Here is a 19,077-nt window from a genome sequence, read left to right as displayed (position 1 = left end):
GTGAACGGGAGAATGAACCTGGCCCGTCGGTCGTGGAAGTTCTGCCCGAGTGGCCGGTCAGCCGAGCACCTCGTACCGGACGTTCACGTGGCCGAGGCCGGTGGCGGCGATGGTCGCGAACGCGGCGCGGGACAGGTCCAGGCACCGGCCCTCGATGAACGGGCCGCGGTCGTTGATCCGCACCACCACCGACTTGCCGTTGGCCGGGTTGGTGACCCGGACCTTGGTGTTGAACGGCAGCGTCTTGTGCGCCGCGGTGAGCGCGTTCGGGTTGAACGTCTCGCCGTTCGCCGTCATCTGGCCCTCGGCGTAGAAGGAGGCGCCGCAGGAGCCGCTGTCCACGACCTTCGGGCTGCTCGTCTTCTTCGCCGTCGGGGACGGGGAGGCGGTCCGCGCCTTGCTCCGGGAAGCCGCCTGGGTGCGGCTCGCCTTCGGGCTCGGAGTGGCCTTCGGCGACGGGCTGAGGCTCGCGCTCGGCGAGGCCGACGCGCTCGGCGAGGGGGCGGCCGACGTGGGGGCGGGCGTGCTGGGCAGCGTCTCGACCGCGACCGGTGCGGCGGGCGGCTCGGCGGAGGTGAGCCGCACGGCGCCGACGGTACCGCCGACCGCGAGCGCCACACCGACCGCCGCGGTCGCGGCGATGGCGGCGGGCGAGGAGAACTTGCGGGTACGAAGGTGCCTAGCAGCCACCGGCCCGGTCCTTTCGTCAACTGAACAAACCGGCCCGGACCGTAACGAGAGAAGCACTTCCGAAGTCAACGTGATCATGGTGCTATGGCCGCATTTACCCTGGTACGTGTAGCCGATCACGCCACCGTCGATCGGCCGAACGGCCCACCGATCCGCCAGGATGGAAACCGTGCTGAGTCGTCGCCTGGTCGAGCTGTTCGGATGGATCGACCCCGGCCCGGGCAGCACCCACCTGGTCAGCGACATCTCCGGCTGGTGGCGCGACCCCGACGTGCTCGCCCAGGTCGGTCCGGCACTGGCCGGGCTGTTCCCCGAGGACCGCCCGACCGTCGTGATCGCCCCCGAGGTGACCGGGCTGCTGCTCGGCCCGCTGGTCGCGGTCGCCGCCGGAGCCGGTTTCCTGCCCGCGTACAAGGACGGCGGCGAGCGGCGCCGGGTCGGACCGACGCGCTGGGCGCAGACACCCCCTGACTACCGGGGACGGCAGCTGCGGGTCGGCGTGGACGGCCGGCGGCTGGGCCTCGGCGACCGGGTGCTGCTGGTCGACGACTGGGTCGACACCGGCGCGCAACTGGACGCGCTGGGCCGGGTCGTCCGGGACGCCGGGGCCGACCTGATCGGTGCCGCCGCACTGGTCGCGACCTGCCCGCCCGAGGTCGGCGAGCGGCTGGGTCTGCGCGCCCTGGTCACCGGCGACGAGTTGCCGTGAGACGCCGGCAAACCGGATGAACGACGGCGGTACGGTGCCGTAGCGTCGGCAGCATGTGGCCCCGCATCGGTGGATTGCGCGCACTCGCCCTCGGCACGCCCGGCGAGCTGCGCACCCGGCTCAACACCCTCGTGCTCTCCGGCGTGAAGACCGCCACCGCCGGGCTGGTCCAGGAGTACGACGACGAGAACGAGGAACTGGAGTACGTCGGCGAGCGACTGGCCCTGGTCGACGACAACGACGCGTTCGTCGGCGTCGTGGAGGTCACCGGCGTCGAGGTGGTGCGCTTCGCCGACGTGCCGTGGGACTTCGCCCGCGCCGAGGGCGAGGGCGACCGGTCGATCGAGGAGTGGCGCGAGGGCCACGGCGCCTACTGGGCCCGGCAGGGCACCCCGGTCACCGACGACACCCGGATCGTCTGCCTCCGGTTCCGGCTGGTCTCCACCGAGGGCAGCGTCGGCACCTAGCCGGCCCGGCGCAGCTCCGGCAGCAGCGCCGCCGCCTCCACCAGCACCGCCTCGTCGCCGGCGTACCAGCTGCTGGCCCGGGGCCAGTGCGTCACCACGTCGGTGAAGCCCAGCCGGGCCGCCCGGGCCACCTGCTCGGCGAGGAAGCCGGCGCTGGTCAGCGAGAACACCGGTGCCGAGTCGAGCGACAGGTAGCGGTCCAGCGTCGCCGGGTCGCGGCCGGCCTGCTCCAGCGTGCGGTCCATCCGCTCGGACAGCTCCGCCACCGTGCCCCACCAGGTCTCGACGTCGTCGCCGCCGAGCCCGGTGGTGACCCAGCCCTGCCCGAACCGGGCGACCAGCCGCATCGAGCGGGGACCGTTCGCGGCCAGCACGAACGGCACCCGGGGCTGCTGGACGCACCCGGGGTTGTTGCGCGCGTCCACAGCGGTGAACCACTCCCCGCGCCAGGTCGTGCCGTCCTCCCGCAGGATCGCGTCGAGCAGCTCGGTGAACTCGGCGAACCGGTCCACGCGCTGCCGCGGCGGCAGCGTCTCGCCGCCGAGCACGGCCGAGTCGAAGCCGATGCCGCCCGCACCGAGGCCGAGCAGCACCCGGCCGCCGGACACGTCGTCGAGCGCCGTCACCTGCCGGGCGAACGCCGCCGGGTGCCGGAAGTTCGGCGAGGCCACGAGCGTCCCCAGCTTCACCCGGGACGTCACGCCGGCCGCCGCGGTGAGCGTCGTCCACGAGTCGAACCACGGGCCGTCGACCAGGTCACGCCAGCCCAGGTGGTCGTAGGTCCAGGCGTGGTCGAAGCCCCACTCGTCCACCTGGGCCCACCGCCGGCGGGCTTCCGACCAGCGCTGGTCGGGCAGGATCACGATGCCGATTCGCATGATCGCCAGGGTACGACCCGGGCCGGACATGCCGGCCCGGGTCGCGGGGGATCACGCCGCCAGGTCGGCGACCACGCAGGCGATGTTGTCCGGCGCGCCCGCCGCGTACGCCAGCTCGACCAGGCGCTCGACGGCGGCCTCCGGGTCGTCCGCCTCCGCCAGCGCGGCGTGCAGCGCGCCCGGGTCCACCACTGCGGAGAGGCCGTCGGAGCAGAGCAGGTAGCGGTCGCCGGGCAGCGCGGTCCGCAGCGCCAGATCCGCCTCCACCTCCGCGCCCGCGCCGAGCGCCCGGGCCAGCAGCGCCCGCTGCGGATGCGCCCCTGCCTCGGCCGGCGTGAGCCGCCCCTGGTCGACGAGCGTCTGCACGTACGTGTGGTCCTGGGTGAGCCGGGACAGCTCACCGCCGCGCAGCAGGTACGCCCGGCTGTCCCCGACGTGCACCAGCGCGAGCCGGGTGCCGCGCCGTACGAGCGCGGTGAGCGTGGTGGCGGGCTGGTCGGCGTCGGTGGCGTGCCCGCGTACCGCCCGGTCGGCCCGGGTCACCGCGTCGGCCAGCGCGGCGAGCAGATCGGCCTGCGGCGTGTCCGCCTGCTCCAACGGCCGCAGCGCGTCCACCGCCTCCGCACTGGCGGTGGACCCGGCCGGGCCGCGTACGCCGTCGGCGACCGCGAGCAGCGTGGCACTCGCGTACGCGGTGTCCTCGTTGGAATCGCGGACCGTGCCGGTCTCGCAGCGCGCCGCGTACCGGAAGGTCGTCTCGGACATGGTGGTGCCCCTCTCGCTGAGCCTGTCGACGAGGAGCGCGACGGCCCGGCCGCGCGCCGCGGTGTCCGCGCTGACCCGCCGCCACCAGGCGTCGAGCGCCTCGGCGGCGGCAACGGGCGGCAGGCCGCAGACGGTACGGATCTCCGCCAGCGGCATCCCGGCCCGGCGCAGCCCGGCAATCAGCCGCGCCCGGTCCGCCTGCTCCGGCGCGTAGTAGCGGTAGCCCGAGTGCGGGTCCACAGCAGCAGGGGGCAGCAGCCCGCAGTCGTCGTAGATGCGCAACGCCTTGGCGGTCAGGCCGGTCGCGCGGGCGAACGCGCCGATGGTCAGCAGTCGCACCGTGCCTCCCTCGCGCTCCTCGTGCCGGTCACCGCGACCGGCACTGACCACGCTGGGCCTTGCCGCAGGGGACGGGTCAAGGCGTCGCTGCCGCCAGTTTGGTCAGCATCCGGCCCAGATGCGGCTCGATCGTGCCGGCCGGCGCCCCGGCCACCTCGGCCGTCGTCCACCAGCGGATGCCGGCGAACTCCACCGGATCGGGCGTGAACCGCTGGCCGCGGTGGGCGGACAGCACGTACCAGAGGCTGACGTCGGTGTGCCGCTGCTCGGGCGGGCCGACCGTCTCGGTGACGGTGAGGAACGCCGGGCGCTCACCGAACGGCGGCGCGAAGACCGCCGCCACGCCCAGTTCCTCCCGCAGCTCGCGGCGCACCGTGTCGGCCGGGTGCTCGCCGGGCTCGACGTGCCCGCCGCTGGGCAGCCACATGCCCGCGAGGCGGTGGTCGACCAGCAGCACCGCGCCGTCGGCGGCGTCGCGGAGCAGGAAGTACGCGACCAGGTGCGGCGACGGCGTACGCGGCTTGGCCCGGCGGAAGATGTCCTCCGTGCCGGCCAGCCAGGCCAGTGCGGCCTCCCGGTGCCGCGCCTCCAGATCGTCCCCCGGTGGTAGCTCCTCGACCAGTGCCCGGATCTCGTCCCGCATCCCGCCGATGCTGCCATCCGGGTACGACGGATCAGTCCTCCGGCAGCGGGTTGGCGTCGGCAGCCGCGCGGACGAACTCGCGTACCCGGGACGTGGTGTTCCCGGCCGGCCACACCGGACCGCGACAGATCGGCGGCGCGTCGTGGATCGGCACGTAGGCCACGTCGGGGCGGGCGTAGAACTGGCGGGTCTGCTCGCCCACCGGCAGCACGCCGCGCCCCAGCGCGACGAGCGCCAGCATCTCGGAGAAGCTGCCGCCCACCGGGCCCTTCGGCACCGGGCGGCCCGCCGGGGTGCGGTCCGGCGTGCGGTCCTGCTTGAACGCGGTCGAGGTCACCGCCGGGTACTGCACCACCGGATGGTCGCCCAGCACCTCCAGCGACACCGACTCCTCGGCCGCGAGCGGGTGGCCCGCGGCCACCGCGAGCACCCGGCGCTCGCGCATCAGCACCGGGCCGTTCGCCATGCCGTCGAAGGGGTACGAGGCGATCAGCACGTCGATCGTGCCGTCCAGCAGGCTCGACCGGGTGCTGGCCAGCGGCGCCTCGTGCACGTGCACCTCGCAGTCCGGGTGACGCTCGGTGAACCGGGCCACCGCGCGCAGCAGCACCGGGGCTGTCGACTCACCGACGTACGCCACCCGCAGCTCGCCGGTGAGCCCGCGCCCGGCGTCCACGGCCCGCTGCACCGCCGCCTCGATGCCGGCCACCAGCGGGCGCATCTCCTCGGCCAGGCGGGCACCGATCGGGGTGAGCCGGACGACCCGGCTGGTGCGCTCGAACAACGGCGCGCCGATACGGCGTTCCAGCTTGCGCACCACGTGGCTGACCCGGCCGGTGCTCACCCGCAGCCGCTCGGCGGTCCGCCCGAAGTGCAGTTCCTCGGCCAGGGTCAGGAACGTCTCGATCTCGTACCGCTCCAGCACCGGACCACCTCCGTCGTTGCCTGCGGGTCAACGATCGTAGTCCGGATCGGGCTTGGTCCCGGTGGCGTGCCCGACCAGGGTTGACGGCATGCACAACGATCTCGTGACGGTGACCGGTTTCGACCACCTCGTCCTCGCGGTGAGCGACGTCGAACGCTCACTCGACTTCTACTGCGGCACGCTCGGCCTGGCCCCGGTGCGGGTCGACAGGTGGCGGGCCGGCGAGGTGCCCTTCCCCTCCGTACGCGTCGACGCCGGCACCATCATCGACCTGATCAAGGGCGACCCGTCCGGGTCCAACGTGGACCACTTCTGCCTCGTGGTCGAACCGGTCGACTGGCAGCGGGTGGTCGACTCCGGCGTGTTCACCGTGCTGACCGGCCCGGTCCCGCGCTTCGGCGCGCGCGGCACCGCCACCTCGATCTACGTCAGCGACCCGGACGGCAACACAATCGAACTGCGCTGCTATCCGGCCGACGCCTAACCTGGTTCGATGCCGGAGCTGGAACGACTCGCCGCCCACCACGCACCCGCCGTGCTGCGGTTCGAGCGGGAGAACCGGGCGTACTTCGCCCGGTACGTACCCGACCGGGGCGACGACTTCTTCACCGGGTACGCCGCCCGGCACGCGGCCCTGCTGGACGAGCAGGAACGCGGCACCTGCCACTTCCACGTGCTGGTCGGCGACCACGGCACCGTGCTCGGGCGGTTCAACCTGGTCGACGTCGCAGGCGGCAGCGCCGAGCTGGGCTACCGGGTGGCCGAGCGCGCCGCCGGGCGCGGGCTCGCGAGTGAAGGCGTGCGGCGCGTCTGCGAACTGGCCCGCACCGAGTACGGGCTACGCCGGCTGGTCGCCTCGGCGGCGCTGGCGAACCCGGCCTCGCTGGCGGTGCTCCGGCGTGCCGGTTTCGTGCCGGACGGCTCGGTGCCCGGCTGCGCGGTGGATCTGGACGGGGAGCCCGGCCTGCGGCACACGCTCGACCTCCGCGCACCCTACGCGGCCGCGTCCCCGTAGGCGGGCGCGCCGGCCGGCTCGTACGTCAGTTGCAGCGTGCCGTGGGCGTGGGTGACCGACTCGGTGAGCCGCAGCGCGCTCGGCACCGTTCCCTCGCCGAACAGCCGCTTCCCGGTACCGAGCACCACCGGGTACATCCACAGGTTGAGCCGGTCGACCAGGCCGAGGCGCAGCAGTGACTGCACCAGGTCCAGGCTGCCGATCACGTGGACCTCGGCGTGGCGGGCCTTCATCTCGGTGACGCGCTCGGCCAGGTCACCCTTCACCAGCGACGAGTTCGCCCAGGCCAGCGGTACGGTGAGAGTTCGGCTGGCCACGTACTTGGGCACGCCGTTGAGCAGCCCGGTGAAGGGGATGTCCGCTGGTGCCGTCGGCCAGTAGCCGGCGAAGATGTCGTACGTCTTGCGGCCCAGCAGCAGCGCGTCCATGCTGCTCGCCTGCTGGAACATCACCGCGCCGGACTTCTCGTCGAGCAGCGGCATCTGCCAGCCGCCGTGGCCGAAGCCGCCCTCGCGGTCCTCGTCGGGTTCGCCGGGAGCCTGCGCCACGCCGTCGAGGGTCAGGAACTCTGTCACGATCAGCTTGCCCATGGGTCCGCTCCTCCGGTTTCTGCTCCGTCAACCGGCAGACCCGGCCACGACCCGCAACTCATCGCCGCCGGAATTACCTGTGCCCCGTGTCGCCTCCAGCGTAAGATCATTCTCTTCGGCAGGCGTACGCCTTCCGGAGTCCTCGAAGGCGGATTTCGCCATGATCCCCAATCGGACTGAGACAAGCGTCCTCCTGGACGAGGCACTGGCGGGTGTGGCCGTCGCGTTCCAGGGCATGACGGCCCACGAGCAGGAGTCCAACTGCGAGTGCCACTGGGGCAGCGCGGAGGAACTGGCACTGCTGAAGACGCCGGACGTGCCGCTCGACGATGACCTGTTTCGTCGCACGTACTGGACCATGGACTGGCACTACCCCGGTCTGCTGCTGCGCCGGATCCTGCCCCAGGTGACTGAGCGCCTCGTGGACGGCCGAATAGTGGCGATGGACGGGCTGGACAGTCTGGCGAACTTCTTCGCCGTCTCCCCCTGGCACGAGTGGCCGAGAGAGCAACAGGCTGCCCTGCGGAAGTTCCTGAACGTGTGGTGGGTGCACGTCCTGGTCGAGCCCGACGCGAAGGTGCCCGCCCATGCGGCCCTGTCGTTCCTCGCCGAGGCCACCACAGAGCTCACCCCGTGGCTGGCCGACTGGGCGGAGGCGCTGGCCCACGAGCCGGCCCGGCGACACCTGGTCCAGGCCATGGACGAGTGGATGTACGACCTGCGGGGCGATGCGCTCCCGTGGCCGAGTTGGCACGACATCGACGCGTGGGCCCCCGCGCTGCAACTGTGGGTGATCCGACACGCGCCCACCGTCCTGCGCGAGTACGACGCGTCGGCCGAGCTGCTCGAGGACATCCGCCGGTTCAGCCTTCCCGACTCCGAGCGGTACGACAAACCGCTCTCGCGGTGGCGCTCCAGGCGCCCGTGGCCTGAGTGACGTACGGAAGGCCCTGGCGGGACTCACGTCCTGGCCAGGGCCTTCACTGCGGTCACGCCCCTTGTCGCCCGCGCCGGTCAGCTCTCGAACGGCGATCAGCCCAAGTAGCGCTGCCCTCGATCAGCAGCCTCACCGCGCGAACATCCGGCACCACCAGGTGCCACAGAAGTTTCTTCGACTCCAGCCAGCCCAGGCCGCGCTCGCGCATCAGAGCAACGGCTGCATCGACCGGCATCCCATCAGCGAGCCGGCTCCGCATTTCTTCGAACTGCTCAGGCCAGTCCGGTCGCAGCTCGGCACAGGCACCGAATCGCTCGAAGTTCTCCCGCGCCTCGGTCAGGGTCAGCCCGTTCGGCCCACTCAACTCGTCGGCGCTGAGGTCGTCTGTCCCGTCATCCTGCCAGAAACACACCAGGCAGATCCCGTGCATGCCACGCTCGTCGAGCGTGAGGCACTGGCAGCACGGACACGCATACGGCCCACCCTCCGGCCCACGACGCACGTATCTCGACGCTCGATCAGCCACGCCTTGAATCCTGTCAGACCGGAGACAACCCGTCTGGGGGAGCGGGCCGCAGTGACGTCGAAGACCCTGGTTCCTGACCAGGGCCTTCGTGTCTGTCCTACCGTCTCAGCTTCGCGGCACCGGATGAAGACGGCTGCGCAGGAAGGCGACCATCTCGCGGCGCGCCGGCCGGGCGGCCGGCACCAGACCGGGAGTGCTCAGGAAGGTGTGGGTGGCTCTCGGGTAGCAGGTCAGGTGGGCGTCGGTGCCGTCCTCGCGAAGTCGCTCGACGTAGCGGCTTCCGTGGTCGGCCAGCGGATCCAGTGCGGCGGTGATCACCAGTGTCGGCGGCAGTCCGCTGAGGTCGTCGAACATGAGGGGTGACACGCTGCGCGGGTCGAGCGTGGGCGGCAGGCTCACCTTGCGGGCCGCGCGCAGCCGGGACACCGACAGCGTGGGGTTGTCGGCGTTCTCCGTGATCGAGGGGTACTCGGTCATGCTCTCCGTCCAGTCCGTGCCCGGGTAGAGCAGCGCCTGGGCGCGCAGCGGCGGGCCGTCCTTGCGGGCGCGCAGGGCGATGAGTCCGGCGATCGTGCCACCCGCGCTCTCGCCCATGACCGCGACGGCGGCGGGATCGACGCCCCACTGGGCGGCATCTTCGACGAGCCGGACGACGGTGTCGTAGCCGTCGTCGATCGGCTGGGGCAGCGGGTGCTCCGGGGCGAGGCGGTACTCCACCGAGACGACCACCGCCGGGCACCGGGCCGCGAGGTGGCTGTTGAGCCAGTCGTTCTGGGCAGCCGTCCCCGCGAAGAAGCCTCCGCCGTGGAACGAGACGACCAGGGGCAGCTTCCGGCCGGTGTCATTCGGTCGGTGTACCCGCAGGCCCAGGCGTCGACCTGGAAGATCGATGGAGGCTGCCTCGATGCGTGCGCGGCGGTCCGGGAAGCCGGTGATGATCCGTGCGGCACGAGACGATGCCACACGGTTGGCCTTCTCGCGCGCGGCGATCACCTGATCGTCGGTCAGAGCCTCCCAGTCCAGGGTGTCCCTCAGGAGCCGGGTGCCCAGTGGAGCCTTGCCTCTCATGGTGTCCTCCGGGATGCAGACGCTGTGGACTCACTCTCACAGCCGGTGCATGCCGGTGGATTGAACGAATGTCAGGACGGACTCCCCACCCTCCGGCGTCAGGGCCGGGCGGGCCAGGCGACGTCGTCGACGGCGAGGAACGGTGCGTTCGCCACGGTCGTGGGCGTCGCTCCGGTGAAGGTCATGACGTCTCGGTGGAGGTGCGACTGGTCGGCGTAACCGCTGTCTGCCGCCGCCGCTGCGGCGCTGTGACCCGCGGCGAGGCGATGGGCCGCACGATCGAACCGGATGAGTTGGGCGGCGCGCTTGGGGGTGAGTCCGATCTGGGACCGGAATCGGGCCCACAGCCGTTTGCGGCTCCATCCGACCTCGGCCGCCAACCGCTCGACCCGCACCTGTCCCCCGCCGGCCACCATCCGCCTCCAGCAGTGAGCGACTTCCGCATCGACCGCGCGGCCCACGTCCTGTCGCCGGGCCAGCGCCACCTCGGCCATCGCGAACCGGTCGTCCCAGGATCGGGCGGCGCGCAGTCGCTCCTGGATTCGCGCGGCGTCGCGCCCCCAGAGGTCGCCGAGGGCTGTCACGGTCCCGCTCAGCTCCGATGCGGCACCCAGGACCGCGTGCGCGATCACAGGCGACAGCCGCACCTGAAGGCACGCGAAGCTTCCGGCCTGTCCTCGTCCTTGCGCGCCAGGCGGTGACGCGAGTCCGGCGGTGACGCAGCCTCGCTGTTGCCGGCCAGCACCGTCGTCGACGACGAGCGGCTGATCGCCGAGGTCGAAGATCACCATGAACGCGGGGTGCGGCACGACCTCGACCTCTACCGGGGCGTCAGCCCGATCGCTGAAACCCGCCATGGTGACCCCCGCCAACCGGCCCGGTCGTTGCGGAACCGCGATATCCCAGGCGGGCGAACCGGAGCGCACCGGCTCGGTAGGTCGCACACCACGATGGTACGTGTCACCTCAACCGACTCCGGAGATCCGCCTTGGCCCAGGCGGCGTCCCGGGACACGTGAGCGGCCCAGGCGGCGAGCTGATCAGCCCTCCCTAGCGGGCTCCGCCCGGTGCGAACACCGCGTAGAAGTACCGGAGGCTGTCCTCCGGACCGTTCTCCAGTCGCTTGAAGGCCTTCGCCCTACCTCGTCCGCACGTCAGGTGCGAACCGGCGGCTCGCCGAATCTGCCACCACGGACGACGGAATCGGTCTCGACTTCGTGGGTCGTCCAGACGTGACCGACGAAGTCGTCCACCGCGACACCACCGCGTCCGAGCAGCGTCCGGATCGCTGCCACTGCCTCCTGCCGCCGCGACAACCGGTAGTTCACCTGGACCGCCCACGCCGGCCGCTCGCCGACAGCGCGCTCCAACTCCGCCACCATCTCGGGCTCCCAGTCCAGGTACAGGTCACGGTGTTCCTCCACCAGCCAGAGGAAGACCGAGCCCGGCGCTACCCACTGATCCGGCTGGGTCTCACCGAGGGAACCCAGGAGTCGCAACACGTCCGCCCTGGGCACGGCCGGGAAGACGAACGCATTCTCACTCACGCGCAGAACCATAGGCGCCGGCAAGAAGCCGCGGCCATCGGCCCGTGCAGGCTGGTGAACCGTGGAACATCGAAGGCCCTGACCGGGACTGTCGTCCTGATCAGGGCCTTCACGCTGGAGCGGGTGACGGGAATCGAACCCGCACTGTCAGCTTGGGAATTGGGTTTGATCTACGCAAGGATGACCATCTTGCCTGGGCTAGGAGGGAACTGGGTGGTCAGCGTGTACTGGCCGGTGAACTCCTGAGAGCCAATGTTGACCGCTGGATCGGGCACGTATCGGGCATGGCGAAGGCTGCGGTCCAGGACCGTCAGGGCCCGCTCAACCAGGTGCAAGAACACTTGCCACGGTGGCACAAGGCCAAGGGTCTCTACACGCAGCACACGCCTGGCGGCCGTCGCGCGTCATGTGGTGTTCCTTCACGATCTTCTCGTTGAACCGCGCCAGAACGGCGTAATCCCCACCACGCCTCTTGTCGTCATCGATCCGCGCGTAGAGCTGAAGGACCACCCAGTCCTTCGGCTTGTCCTGCAACGAGGCGTGAAGCCAGTTGGTTCCCATGTCACTCCTGAGGGTCAAATCGACCGGCCATCCTGGACGCTCGCCCACACTATCCGGCGTATCGGTCGGCTCGTCCGTCGCCTCTCAGGTCAGCCCTCGTCATGTGGTGGCTGACCTGCTGCTTCTTCGGGTGCTACTGGTCGTTCACGGTCATCGGCGCTTGACGGCCCAGCGACGGCCCAGAGGCGGCCCAGGTCGATCCCTCGTTTGTAAGTTCTGGGCGCTCTGTCCGGCGAGGTTCGTGCTCGTCTCTGACGTCGGACGGTAGTTCGCAGCCCGCCGTACACGACCTTGAAGGTCCGAGCCCGTTGCTGTCACCGTAGCTGTCTGACTGCGCGATATTCGGCTACGTCGGCCGGTTTCGATTGCGGTGCTCCTGCAGCCATGCAACGGCGCTCCCTGTAGCGACCACCGTGCAGGCACCAAAGGTCACCGGCACCCACCATGCGCCACCTGGGTCTAGCGCTGTGGCCACCGTCAGCCAGAGGCAGACCAGCGCAAGCAGGGACCACGCGATCGGGAACCACGGCACACCTCGTCGAGCTGCCAACGCACGCCCCCCTCATCCGGCCATCCGCCTTGCATCAATCCGCGTAAGTCTATAGAACCAGCCAGCCTGTCCGGCTGGCCGCCTCTCTGCTTCCTCGTGGTCGAGTAGCAGTTGCAGGCATCGGAGTAGCGGCCGCCACCACCGTTGGGTTCTACTTTCGGGGCCGCTGACCCCGCTGTGCCGGGCGCGTCGACCGGCGCGCCCGGCAGTGGGCGGGTGAGCTGAGCGGCCGCCGTAGAACAAACGAGATGGAACGAGGCTCACATGACGGACAAAAGGCTTGAGTTGCGGAAAGCGATAGATGACCTCGTTGAGCGCGGGAATATGATAATGCTTATCGAGCTCACGGAAAAGCATCCGACAGGATTCAAGGAGGCCGCAGCAAGCCCTAAGAAAGCAGCCAAAGCGAAGGCAAGTGAGACGCCGCCGCCGTCAACCGATAGCATCGAAGCGCTGATTAAGCAACTCAAAGACGTACCCCGATCCTACCAGGAATGGTATTCGGAAGCACTTCCCGTAATTCGACAGACATTGCCCGACCGTTACGATGAGTTTCGCTCGCTCTACAAAGTAGAACGACGCAAGGAGCTAAACGTTGAGAACTACGGAATTGCCGACTACTTCGCAGGTCTCTCAATCACGCATCTAGGGCAACCGACCTTCGATATCCTGACAGTGTTCGCCACCAAGTTTCGACGGCAGGTAGCTATACTAGGCTCCGCGCTAGTGCGACTCGACTCCATCTTAAGCGATATCACAGGCGTCCTTGAGGCGGATCTATTTGATACAGAACTTGATGCGGCCGCGAACCTCCTCAAAGCTAAGCATGTTCGCTCGGCAGGAATTGTAGGCGGAGTAATTTTAGAGCGACACCTAAAGCGCCTCATCGCGAATCATGAAATCACCTTTAGGAAGACCGCCACGCTTACTAATCTGAACGACGCCTTGAAGGTGAACGCCGTTTATGATGTACCGCAATGGCGTCGGATACAGTTGCTTGCGGACATTAGAAATCTTTGCGGCCACAGCGGCGACCGAGAGCCCACGGTCGATGAAGTCGAAGACATGCTTCGAGGGGTTACTCACGTCGTTCGCAGCGTCTTCTGACTACTCCTCCGAGCCCTCATGCCCCTTGGAGGTCTAGCTCCGTCGTCATCCCGCCGGGGAGCTGGACTCGTCTCGGAGGAACCACTACTGACGGCTTAGCTGGCGGAGCTGCAATCACTTAAGAAAGAGCCCTTCCCAGAAGCCCAGAATTCCAGCAAGCAGAGCGCCAGCCAAGCCAGCGATTAGTGCCACGACTAGCATCCGTTTTGTTTCGCGGCTGAATCCGCGATTGTCGTGGCTGTAATGTCCTATCACTCGCACCGATCCAAGTCGTCGAACCTGCAAAGGGCCGATGAATGCATTTGACGCAACGACGACGAAGCCGAGCAGCATGAATATAGACATTGCGACAGGCTGAGGCAAGGACATGAGAGTCAGGATCAACATGGCGAGGCTTCCAATCACGCCCAACCAGGTGTAGTGAGGGTGGGCAATGAAGCTCACCGCCGCACTTCTTCGCTTGTCTATGTAACTCTTGATATCTTCGGCAAGCTTTACGCCTTCAGCGTCTGTTGAATCCACCGAAACGTAGGCCTGGCGGCGACTTAGGCGAACGGTTACAGGCTTTCCTGACTTAAAGTTGAGCAAGGAAACGTCGTCGAGCTCACTGCGGCTAGCCTTCGATAAGTCATCGATGCTGTCGGCCTCCGCATCACCGGCTCGAATGGTCAAATTTCCCTGCCAGTCGCGTAGCGGGTCATTCTCGGGAGCTTTCAATGCGCTGACTTCCCGCCATATCTCTTCCAGATCATCGAGATACAGACGAGCAGGGCCAAGTATCAGCGTGTGCTCGGTCCTGCCGCGACGGACGTTCCTTCTGAGGGGACTCATCGCTACCGAACAACCTCTCCGTTGGGAAGTCGACAGGTATCAGCGGCACAGTAGTCGAACACCCCGACACCACACACATCCCACGCTGAGCGCCATCCCGTCTGCCGTCGACCCGCACTCCTGTGGAGCGGGCCGCCGCCCGGCCCGCCACGTCAAGACGGCCTTGACGCACGTTCGGACGCTGGCGGGCCGGGCGGTGGTCTGCTCGGCTTGCCCGGGTCGTCGGCTGGCGGGATGGCCCGCGCAACCACCGATGATCCGCAACGCGCCGACGGGGTTGCAACCATCTCGGAGCCCGAGCGCCCCCGCCGGAGGCGCAGTAACCGCAACCCCGCGACCGTCACCAGCTCGCCGACGCGGCCGGCGTGCGCTCCCCTACGCCCGCGCGGGCTCGTGGCCGCGCGGCCCGGCCGGCTGCCGGCCCACCACCACCCGGTCAACGGCCTGTCGTTCTGCGGCGGCCCCTTGGGCTTCCCGCTTCCGCGCCAGCCGCCGGGCGTGTTGCGTGGCCGGAGTCGGAGCGCCAGCGGAGCGACGGACGCGCGCCCAGGCGGCGGCGCGTGCGGCCCGTTGCGGGCCGCCTTGAAGACGTACAGAAAGTTCTCACCGCCTGGTCGGCAGTCGGCGCTGACCTGGTCTTTTTGGGCTACTGGACTGCTGGTGCAAGCCTGTCGCGGACGGTGGGCCATTCGGAGTCGATGACGCTGTAGTAGACGCTGTCGCGGTATCGGCCGGTGCTGAGTAGACGGTGGTTGCGCCACACGCCTTCCCGGTGTGCTCCGAGCCGTTCGATGGCGCGCTGTGATCTTGTGTTCCGTAGGTCGGTCTTGATCGCTACTCGTCCGACGCCGAGCACCTCGAACGCGTGCCGCATCAGGAGGAACTTGGCCTCGGTGTTGGCACCGGTTCCCCAGGAGATGGGCGTGAGCCAGGTCCAGCCGATCTCTAGCGTGCGATCGTTCGGGCGGATGTCGATGTAGCTCGTGCTTCCGATCGCCTTCTCGTCGTGCAGGTCCACCACGGCGAATGGGAGTCGTTGCCCGCTTTCCTGATCCCGTAGCGCGTCGCTGATGAAGGCGTTGATCGCCTCGCTGGTGCGAGGCGTGGGCTCGTCGAGGTACGTCCAGATTTCGTCGTGCGCTGCGGCTGCCAGCAGATCGGCGGCGTGCTGCGGTCCGAGCGGTTCGAGTCGGATCAGGCGGCCCGTCAATGTCACCGGTGTTGGCTTCATTCGGCGTCAACCTCGTAGAGCAGAACGTGACGGTCTCCGGGCAGGATCACTTGATACACCTCGATCGGTCGGTCCTCCTGGTCGAAGCTGGTTCGCAGGAGTCGGCCGACTGGCGTTGCCGGACCGAGGTGAAGCTTCGTGGCTTCGTCCGCGCTCGGCATCCGCCAGGTGATCTCGTCCTCATAGCGCGTCGGGATGTGGCCCAAGTCTTCGAGCACTTGATCCGTGCCTTCGACGATGTCGGCCGGGTTCATGATTTTGCTGTCTCGCACGATGTTCAGCGGGTAGTAGCTGTCGCCGAGTTGTAGCGGCTGATCGTCGGCGTACATAACCCTGCGCCGCACACCTACGGGATCGCCGGGCCGGAGCTGCAAGTGTGAGGCGATCTCGTCGCTCGCGGGCACAACCTCGACGGTGCTGACTTGTCGAGGCGTCTTGCCCTGGGCTTCGATCTGCTGGCTGAAGGTGTCTCGTCGCCGGTCGGCCTCCAACCGTTTGCGACGGGAGCCAGTGAGTGAGGCGTAGTAGCGCATAGGCGGCTCGGAGCGTACGAAGCTGCCGCGTCCGCGTCGGGACACGATCAGTCCTTCATTGCGGAGGACGTCCAGGGCGAGACGCACGGTGTTCCGGCTGATGCCGTAGTGGTCGGAAAGCTCGCCTTCGGTGGGGAACCGGTCACCCGGTGCAAGCTCGCCGCTCTGGATCTGCTGCCTGAGCATCGATGCGAGTTGCTGATAGAGCGGCCGAGAGTCGGCCGGATTGAGGGTCATGGCACTTCCTAACAGGAGTTGTACCTACACGCTAACAACCCCTTGACCCGTTCACCATCGGACTGATAGACAGGCATTGTTGTTGGTACAACCTGACAACAAGAGGCCCCAGCGGGCGGCTACCCGCTGAGGCCAGGTGCATCGGTTCCCTCTGCGAAAGGACCAACACGATGCCTGTCCAGCCTACCGTTCATCCTGCTGTCTGCGCCTCGGGTCATTCTTCGGCGTTGTCTGATGCTCGCCTGCTGTCTGCGTTGGCGACGCTTCGGGACGCGCTGGCCCCTGGAGAGGCGCTGAACCTGCCTGCGGTGCTTGATCGCACCGCGTTGCTGGATGCCTTGTCCGTGCTCACCACGAACGCCACTACCCCTGCTTCTGCTACCCGTCAGTTCACCTGGCCGTGGAAGAAGCTGCGTCAGTCTCGGGGCTGGTCGCAGCAGGAGGTGTTCCGCCGTCTGTGCACGGTCGCCGCCAAGGAGGGCGTGCGGCTGCCGGAGTGGCCCACCTTCAAGCGCAACCTGTGCCGCTGGGAGAGCGGCACCGTCACGGCGTCTGCGTTCTACGAGGAGCTGCTGGGCCGGCTGTTCGGCCTGCCCGGCTGGGCCGTGGTCGAGGCCGACTCCACCGCTGAGTTGTGGTGAGGCCGCGATGACCATCACGCCGGTCCGTCCGCTGCTGTCCCCGCAGCTTCGCCGAGCGTCGGCTGCTGTCGTCCGTTTGGACGGCTTGACCAACGGTGAACTCGCCGTGGCTATCCACGCCGCCGGTATCCCGGCCAAGGCACACGCCCTGACCGCCGACCAGCTCAAGGCTCTCGCGGTTGCCGGTATCGCCCGGCTCGGCCTGGCCGGTGTGTACCGGCTCGACGCCGAATCGCGGGCGGCCAACGTCGCCTACTGCGACAAGACCCGCTACGACCGTTCGGCCGACGTCCGCGCCGAACTCGCCACCACCCGCCGGATCTGGGGCTCCGACAGAAACGAACAAACGGCGGTCAACCTCGCCTGCCGACTCCTGGCGGCCATCCGCCGAGGCGAGGTGACGCCATGACCACCACCCCCGCCGCCCCGGCCTCGTATCGCTGGCGTCAACCCCGGCTTGCCCGGGGCTGGGAACCTGTCCAGCTCATCGGCCGCATGAAGATCCTCGCCGCCCGCGACGGGATCGAGCTGCCGAAGACCTACCAACTCGTCCGCGACATCTACCTGTGGGAACACCACCGGGCCGACCTGCCCGCTGCTGTGGCGTCCCTGCTCGGCCGGATCTTCGACGGACCCAACCCGTTCGCCACCGGCCACATCACCCACCTCCCGATGAAGGCGGCCCGCACCCGTGGCCGCTGACCTGATCGCCGTTGTCCCGGACCAGGCACACCCGCCTGGTCCGGGGCTCCGGCCCACCCCCACCACCGGCTCGGCGGGCTCGTTCACCGGCCGCGACGAGTCCGCCTTCCACCGGGCCACCACCCCCGACTACTTCGGCTGGCTCGACCACGTGAAAGCCGCCGCGGGCTGCTCCCACCCCATCCGCCTGGCCGGTGAGGTCGCCACCATCGACCGGGCCACCGGCCAACTCCTGGGCTCGATGTCGACCGCTGACTTGCCGGATGGGGAGATCTACAAGCCGTGCGGCAACCGCCGCCACGCGGTCTGCCCGTCCTGCGCCCGCACCTACCAACGCGACGCCTACCAACTCCTGCGCGCCGGGCTCACGGGCGGCAAAGGCATCCCCCACTCGGTGGCCTCGCACCCGGCGGTGTTCGTCACCCTGACGGCCCCGTCGTTCGGCACCGTGCACACCCGGGTCGTGAAGCGCCACACCTGCGCCGGCCGCCGCCGCTGCGACTGCCGCGCCGAACCCTGCCACCCCCGCCGCGCCACCGACCCCACCGCCCGGCCCTGCCAACACGGGCAGCCCACGGCGTGTTGGGCACGACACGAGGACAGCGATCCCCGGCTCGGGCAGCCGTTGTGCCTGGACTGCTACGACTACGACGCCCAAGTGGTGTGGAACCACTCCGCGCCGGAGTTGTGGCGCCGCACCACCATCGCCATCACCCGCCACCTCAACGGCCGCGCCCGCCAGCTCGGCCTGCCCCCGGTCGTCCAGACCACCGCCAGCGGGAAGGTCCGCCGGGTGCCGCCGGTCAAACCGTCGTTCGGGAAGGTCGCGGAGATGCAACGCCGCGCCGTCGTCCACTACCACGCCATCGTCCGCCTCGACGGCGTCGACCACGACCCCGACGCCATCGTCGCCCCGGTCGGCCTCAGCGTTGACGACCTGGTCGCCGCCATCAAGCACGCTGCCGCCACCGTCGCCTTCACCACCCGCCCTCATCCCGCCCGGCCCGAGGGCTGGCGCATCACCTGGGGCGACCCGGACAAAGGCATCGACGTGCGCGTGATCACCGCCGACGGCGCGGTCACCGACGGCAAAGCAGCCGGTTACCTCGCCAAGTACGCCACCAAGAGCACCGAGGCCACCGGCCACGTCTCCCGACGCCTCGACGGCGACGTCATCGACCTCTACGCCGACGAGCACGGCACCCACCCGGAACGGCTCATCGACGCCTGCTGGACCCTCGGCAGCCACGGCGACTGGCAGCAGCTCCGACGGTGGGCGCACATGCTCGGCTTCGGCGGCCACTTCCTCACCAAAAGCCGCCGCTACTCCGTCACCTTCCGCATCCTCCGCGACGCCCGCACCATCTGGCGACGCACCGAACACGGCCACGAACACGCCGACCAACCCGACGACGAGGACACCACGCTGGTCGTCGGGCTGCTCACCTACGCCGGTTCCGGCTGGCGCACCACCGGAGACGCCCTCCTGGCCAACACCGCCGCCGCCATGGCCAGAGAGCGACACGAGATCGCACGAGAGGAGATCACCGCTGCCGCCTGAAACCGCACGACCCTGACCACCTTCA

General features: G+C 69.0%; 24 protein-coding genes. 10 read left to right on the top strand and 14 right to left on the bottom strand.

The genetic code is table 11. The features are described 5' to 3' along the window. Nucleotides 1–57: 57 nt before the first annotated feature. Nucleotides 58–690 (bottom strand): septal ring lytic transglycosylase RlpA family protein, encoded by a 633-nt coding sequence (locus M8C11_RS30580; RefSeq protein ID WP_252451483.1) that lies wholly within the window; start codon nt 688–690, stop codon nt 58–60. Between the two features lie 160 nt (nt 691–850). On the opposite strand from M8C11_RS30580, the gene M8C11_RS18730 reads away from it, so the two are divergent. Then, nucleotides 851–1,399 (top strand): phosphoribosyltransferase family protein, encoded by a 549-nt coding sequence (locus M8C11_RS18730; RefSeq protein WP_252451480.1) that lies wholly within the window; start codon nt 851–853, stop codon nt 1,397–1,399. Between the two features lie 53 nt (nt 1,400–1,452). After that, complete coding sequence (locus tag M8C11_RS18725; RefSeq protein ID WP_252451477.1) at nt 1,453–1,866, top strand: ASCH domain-containing protein; 414 nt, start codon at nt 1,453–1,455, stop codon at nt 1,864–1,866. Here the strand turns inward: M8C11_RS18725 and M8C11_RS18720 are convergent. The 4 genes from M8C11_RS18720 to M8C11_RS18705 all read right to left on the bottom strand — a co-directional run bounded on the left by M8C11_RS18720 (nt 1,863) and on the right by M8C11_RS18705 (nt 5,416). Continuing rightward, nucleotides 1,863–2,774: an LLM class flavin-dependent oxidoreductase gene (locus M8C11_RS18720; RefSeq protein ID WP_252451474.1), complete on the bottom strand. Its 912-nt coding sequence runs from the start codon at nt 2,772–2,774 to the stop codon at nt 1,863–1,865. The two genes, M8C11_RS18725 and M8C11_RS18720, sit on opposite strands and share 4 nt — an antisense overlap. A 21-nt stretch (nt 2,775–2,795) precedes the next feature. Continuing rightward, on the bottom strand, nt 2,796–3,848 hold the full coding sequence (locus tag M8C11_RS18715) for a MerR family transcriptional regulator (protein WP_252451471.1): 1,053 nt from the start codon (nt 3,846–3,848) through the stop codon (nt 2,796–2,798). 76 nt (nt 3,849–3,924) lie between these two features. Further along, nucleotides 3,925–4,491, bottom strand: coding sequence for an NUDIX hydrolase (locus tag M8C11_RS18710; RefSeq protein ID WP_252451462.1), 567 nt, complete (start codon nt 4,489–4,491; stop codon nt 3,925–3,927). A 31-nt stretch (nt 4,492–4,522) separates the two neighbouring features. Then, the gene (locus tag M8C11_RS18705; RefSeq protein WP_252451460.1) at nt 4,523–5,416 is read right to left on the bottom strand and encodes a LysR family transcriptional regulator; all 894 of its coding nucleotides are present in this window, start codon (nt 5,414–5,416) and stop codon (nt 4,523–4,525) included. An 88-nt stretch (nt 5,417–5,504) separates the two neighbouring features. Here M8C11_RS18705 and M8C11_RS18700 point away from each other — a divergent pair, with 88 nt between their 5' ends. Beyond that, complete coding sequence (locus M8C11_RS18700; protein ID WP_120572406.1) at nt 5,505–5,900, top strand: VOC family protein; 396 nt, start codon at nt 5,505–5,507, stop codon at nt 5,898–5,900. A gap of 9 nt (nt 5,901–5,909) precedes the next feature. Continuing rightward, complete coding sequence (locus M8C11_RS18695) at nt 5,910–6,431, top strand: GNAT family N-acetyltransferase (RefSeq protein ID WP_252451457.1); 522 nt, start codon at nt 5,910–5,912, stop codon at nt 6,429–6,431. Here M8C11_RS18695 and M8C11_RS18690 read toward each other — a convergent pair. Further along, nucleotides 6,410–7,021: a dihydrofolate reductase family protein gene (locus M8C11_RS18690; RefSeq protein WP_252451454.1), complete on the bottom strand. Its 612-nt coding sequence runs from the start codon at nt 7,019–7,021 to the stop codon at nt 6,410–6,412. The two genes, M8C11_RS18695 and M8C11_RS18690, sit on opposite strands and share 22 nt — an antisense overlap. 160 nt (nt 7,022–7,181) lie before the next feature. Here M8C11_RS18690 and M8C11_RS18685 point away from each other — a divergent pair, with 160 nt between their 5' ends. Then, nucleotides 7,182–7,958, top strand: a complete 777-nt coding sequence (locus M8C11_RS18685; protein ID WP_252451451.1) for a hypothetical protein — start codon at nt 7,182–7,184, stop codon at nt 7,956–7,958. A 52-nt stretch (nt 7,959–8,010) separates the two neighbouring features. On the opposite strand, the gene M8C11_RS18680 is transcribed toward M8C11_RS18685, so the two are convergent. From M8C11_RS18680 to M8C11_RS18660, 5 genes are all read right to left on the bottom strand, one after another. Then, complete coding sequence (locus M8C11_RS18680; RefSeq protein ID WP_308212755.1) at nt 8,011–8,460, bottom strand: CPCC family cysteine-rich protein; 450 nt, start codon at nt 8,458–8,460, stop codon at nt 8,011–8,013. Between the two features lie 129 nt (nt 8,461–8,589). Beyond that, the gene (locus M8C11_RS18675; RefSeq protein WP_308212754.1) at nt 8,590–9,492 is read right to left on the bottom strand and encodes an alpha/beta hydrolase; all 903 of its coding nucleotides are present in this window, start codon (nt 9,490–9,492) and stop codon (nt 8,590–8,592) included. 158 nt (nt 9,493–9,650) lie between these two features. Further along, nucleotides 9,651–10,496 carry a helix-turn-helix domain-containing protein gene (locus M8C11_RS18670; RefSeq protein WP_252451442.1) on the bottom strand — a complete coding sequence of 282 codons (846 nt, stop codon included), beginning with the start codon at nt 10,494–10,496 and terminating at the stop codon, nt 9,651–9,653. Nucleotides 10,497–10,705: 209 nt separating this feature from the next. Continuing rightward, entirely contained in the window at nt 10,706–11,098 is a 393-nt protein-coding gene (locus M8C11_RS18665) for a hypothetical protein (RefSeq protein WP_252451440.1), read from the bottom strand. Nucleotides 11,099–11,419: 321 nt separating this feature from the next. Continuing rightward, entirely contained in the window at nt 11,420–11,659 is a 240-nt protein-coding gene (locus M8C11_RS18660; protein ID WP_252451438.1) for a hypothetical protein, read from the bottom strand. A gap of 814 nt (nt 11,660–12,473) precedes the next feature. On the opposite strand from M8C11_RS18660, the gene M8C11_RS18655 reads away from it, so the two are divergent. Continuing rightward, nucleotides 12,474–13,316: a hypothetical protein gene (locus M8C11_RS18655; protein WP_252451436.1), complete on the top strand. Its 843-nt coding sequence runs from the start codon at nt 12,474–12,476 to the stop codon at nt 13,314–13,316. A 114-nt stretch (nt 13,317–13,430) separates the two neighbouring features. Here the strand turns inward: M8C11_RS18655 and M8C11_RS18650 are convergent, their stop codons facing one another. The 3 genes from M8C11_RS18650 to M8C11_RS18640 all read right to left on the bottom strand — a co-directional run bounded on the left by M8C11_RS18650 (nt 13,431) and on the right by M8C11_RS18640 (nt 16,148). Next, entirely contained in the window at nt 13,431–14,147 is a 717-nt protein-coding gene (locus M8C11_RS18650; protein WP_252451434.1) for a hypothetical protein, read from the bottom strand. 646 nt (nt 14,148–14,793) lie between these two features. Next, nucleotides 14,794–15,378 carry a GNAT family N-acetyltransferase gene (locus tag M8C11_RS18645; protein WP_252451432.1) on the bottom strand — a complete coding sequence of 195 codons (585 nt, stop codon included), beginning with the start codon at nt 15,376–15,378 and terminating at the stop codon, nt 14,794–14,796. Next, a complete protein-coding gene (locus M8C11_RS18640; RefSeq protein WP_252451430.1) occupies nt 15,375–16,148 on the bottom strand; it encodes a GntR family transcriptional regulator in 774 nt (257 codons plus the stop codon). The genes M8C11_RS18645 and M8C11_RS18640 overlap by 4 nt, the downstream gene beginning before the upstream one ends. A 170-nt stretch (nt 16,149–16,318) precedes the next feature. Here M8C11_RS18640 and M8C11_RS18635 point away from each other — a divergent pair, with 170 nt between their 5' ends. From M8C11_RS18635 to M8C11_RS18620, 4 genes are read left to right on the top strand one after another with little or no spacing between them, the layout of a single operon-like run. After that, nucleotides 16,319–16,789, top strand: coding sequence for an XRE family transcriptional regulator (locus M8C11_RS18635; protein WP_252451427.1), 471 nt, complete (start codon nt 16,319–16,321; stop codon nt 16,787–16,789). Nucleotides 16,790–16,796: 7 nt separating this feature from the next. Beyond that, entirely contained in the window at nt 16,797–17,198 is a 402-nt protein-coding gene (locus M8C11_RS18630; protein WP_252451424.1) for a hypothetical protein, read from the top strand. Continuing rightward, nucleotides 17,195–17,491, top strand: coding sequence for a hypothetical protein (locus tag M8C11_RS18625; RefSeq protein WP_151013681.1), 297 nt, complete (start codon nt 17,195–17,197; stop codon nt 17,489–17,491). Before M8C11_RS18630 ends, M8C11_RS18625 begins: the two co-directional genes overlap by 4 nt. After that, entirely contained in the window at nt 17,481–19,052 is a 1,572-nt protein-coding gene (locus M8C11_RS18620) for a replication initiator (protein ID WP_252451422.1), read from the top strand. The genes M8C11_RS18625 and M8C11_RS18620 overlap by 11 nt, the downstream gene beginning before the upstream one ends. Nucleotides 19,053–19,077: the final 25 nt, after the last annotated feature.

Source organism: Micromonospora sp. CPM1 (assembly GCF_023896895.1).
In the GTDB taxonomy this organism is placed as follows: Bacteria; Actinomycetota; Actinomycetes; order Mycobacteriales; family Micromonosporaceae; genus Micromonospora; species Micromonospora tulbaghiae.
Note: the sequence above shows the minus strand (reverse complement) of the source record. Positions and strands in the feature narration are given on the sequence as shown.

What these genes read in the sequence shown, in the direction of transcription:
- M8C11_RS18730 (WP_252451480.1), top strand. Translation starts at nt 851, where the DNA reads ATGGAAACCGTGCTGAGTCGTCGCCTGGTCGAGCTGTTCGGATGGATC.
- M8C11_RS18725 (WP_252451477.1), top strand. Translation starts at nt 1,453, where the DNA reads ATGTGGCCCCGCATCGGTGGATTGCGCGCACTCGCCCTCGGCACGCCC.
- M8C11_RS18720 (WP_252451474.1), bottom strand. Translation starts at nt 2,774, where the DNA reads ATGTCCGGCCCGGGTCGTACCCTGGCGATCATGCGAATCGGCATCGTG.
- M8C11_RS18710 (WP_252451462.1), bottom strand. Translation starts at nt 4,491, where the DNA reads ATGCGGGACGAGATCCGGGCACTGGTCGAGGAGCTACCACCGGGGGAC.
- M8C11_RS18700 (WP_120572406.1), top strand. Translation starts at nt 5,505, where the DNA reads ATGCACAACGATCTCGTGACGGTGACCGGTTTCGACCACCTCGTCCTC.
- M8C11_RS18695 (WP_252451457.1), top strand. Translation starts at nt 5,910, where the DNA reads ATGCCGGAGCTGGAACGACTCGCCGCCCACCACGCACCCGCCGTGCTG.
- M8C11_RS18690 (WP_252451454.1), bottom strand. Translation starts at nt 7,021, where the DNA reads ATGGGCAAGCTGATCGTGACAGAGTTCCTGACCCTCGACGGCGTGGCG.
- M8C11_RS18685 (WP_252451451.1), top strand. Translation starts at nt 7,182, where the DNA reads ATGATCCCCAATCGGACTGAGACAAGCGTCCTCCTGGACGAGGCACTG.
- M8C11_RS18660 (WP_252451438.1), bottom strand. Translation starts at nt 11,659, where the DNA reads ATGGGAACCAACTGGCTTCACGCCTCGTTGCAGGACAAGCCGAAGGAC.
- M8C11_RS18655 (WP_252451436.1), top strand. Translation starts at nt 12,474, where the DNA reads ATGACGGACAAAAGGCTTGAGTTGCGGAAAGCGATAGATGACCTCGTT.
- M8C11_RS18650 (WP_252451434.1), bottom strand. Translation starts at nt 14,147, where the DNA reads ATGAGTCCCCTCAGAAGGAACGTCCGTCGCGGCAGGACCGAGCACACG.
- M8C11_RS18645 (WP_252451432.1), bottom strand. Translation starts at nt 15,378, where the DNA reads ATGAAGCCAACACCGGTGACATTGACGGGCCGCCTGATCCGACTCGAA.
- M8C11_RS18640 (WP_252451430.1), bottom strand. Translation starts at nt 16,148, where the DNA reads ATGACCCTCAATCCGGCCGACTCTCGGCCGCTCTATCAGCAACTCGCA.
- M8C11_RS18635 (WP_252451427.1), top strand. Translation starts at nt 16,319, where the DNA reads ATGCCTGTCCAGCCTACCGTTCATCCTGCTGTCTGCGCCTCGGGTCAT.
- M8C11_RS18630 (WP_252451424.1), top strand. Translation starts at nt 16,797, where the DNA reads ATGACCATCACGCCGGTCCGTCCGCTGCTGTCCCCGCAGCTTCGCCGA.
- M8C11_RS18625 (WP_151013681.1), top strand. Translation starts at nt 17,195, where the DNA reads ATGACCACCACCCCCGCCGCCCCGGCCTCGTATCGCTGGCGTCAACCC.